Origin of the sequence: Chryseobacterium sp. KBW03 (assembly GCF_003852415.1) — a bacterium.
Lineage (GTDB): Bacteria > Bacteroidota > Bacteroidia > Flavobacteriales > Weeksellaceae > Chryseobacterium > Chryseobacterium viscerum.
The window spans coordinates 1-1,478 of sequence record NZ_QAJO01000019.1 but is presented as its reverse complement, the minus strand read 5'-3'; the positions used below and the strand labels follow the sequence as shown (position 1 = coordinate 1,478).

1 protein-coding gene is annotated in these 1,478 nt (G+C 45.5%); it reads right to left on the bottom strand.

Annotation, left to right across the window (positions count from 1 at the left end):
• Positions 1 to 170: 170 nt before the first annotated feature.
• Positions 171 to 1,367 carry an IS110 family transposase gene (locus DBR39_RS24075; protein WP_123865850.1) on the bottom strand — a complete coding sequence of 399 codons (1,197 nt, stop codon included), beginning with the start codon at positions 1,365 to 1,367 and terminating at the stop codon, positions 171 to 173.
• Positions 1,368 to 1,478 lie beyond the last annotated feature (111 nt).

Below are 1,478 nucleotides of genomic sequence, written 5' to 3'. Positions count from 1 at the left end.
CCCCTTGCGCATTGGGTTTTGCGATTTTCCTCTTCGAGTTTGGTCAGCCGTAAGGCTGGCATTAACTCATGCTTGTGTACTTATAGCCTTTTCAGGCATTTGCATTGGCCAATTTAAAAACGGGGTCTTTTAGCCACCATAAAGATACCCGGCCTTTACGCAAAAAATTGTTATGGTTTAAGTTTCGCTATGCGTTCCATTTCTTTTTGGTGATACCGTATCCTGGCATCTAGTTTGGCTGGTTCGTAGATCACCTGTAGTGCCGGATTATAAGGGGTTAAGTCTTTTAGGATATTCCATACAACAACGGATATTTTTCGTGCGATAGCGATCAGGGCCTTTTTCGAGGATTTTCTTATACTTAGACGGTTGAATTTGTCTTTAAAATAGGAGCCTTTACAGCGGCTTGCCGCCCAGGCAACCTGTACCAGTATTGGCTTGAGATATCTGTTTCCTTTAGTGATCGCTGTACTTTTATATTTCCCTGCGCTTTCATCATTCTTTGGTCGTAATCCGACCCATCCGCTCAGTTTACCGCTGTTTTCAAAAACTTTCATGTCTGCGCCGGTCTCGGCGATGATCACAGCGGAACTGATACGGCTAACGCCGGGAATCGTCTTTAGCAAGGCACTCTGCCGTGGAAAATCACGCAGGCAGATAGCTTCAATCTTTTCTATATACTCAGCAGACTGCTTGATCAACAGGTCGTATTCAACTTTTGCCATCTGCAGGTTGAAGCGGTGGTGCTCCTTCATGCAGCCGGTTAGTGCTGCTGCCAGCTTTCCGTTTTCTTTGTTCTTCTTACTGGCATAGACCAGTTTGCTTAAACGTACGGCATCACGCTCCCCGGCTATCAGGGCATCAATGACACTCAGCATACTTTTCCCTCCGATATCGGTCACAAGACTACCCAAACGGATTCCGGCCTGTACGAGGATATTGTCCATTTTGGTAAGCATACGGACTATCCGCTGCTGCAACTTGCTATAGGAACGGGTGTAGCTCCTGAGTTCCTGTATTCGCTCACCGGGCACAAAACTCCCGCGAAGCATATCTTTGTGAAGTAGCTGGGCAATCCACTGTGCATCCTTTACATCGCTTTTGCGGCCGGGCAGCTGTTTGATTAAAAAGGGATTCACCAGCATCAGATCAAAGCCCATTTCAGAGAGAATATTCCAGACCGGGATCCAGTAAATACTGGTACTCTCCATCGCTACTCGGAGAACACCCGCAGCCTTCAAGTAGGCTCCCAACTGTCGAATGCCCGTACTGAAGGTTTCGAAAACCTCCACATCCGAATAATGCTTCCCATTAAATACCGCACAAAAAATACTATCTTTATGCACGTCAAGTCCTGCTGTTTTCATATAACTTTTTTTTTCAACATAAAGATAAGCAGCGGGACTTGCTTTGATTGCGATAGCTCTCGCCAATTTTTATCCGCTTGTGTGTAATCGGAAAATTAAATGTAAATTTAA

Coding starts and splice junctions, on each gene's coding strand:
- DBR39_RS24075 (WP_123865850.1), bottom strand. CDS start 1,367: ATGAAAACAGCAGGACTTGACGTGCATAAAGATAGTATTTTTTGTGCG.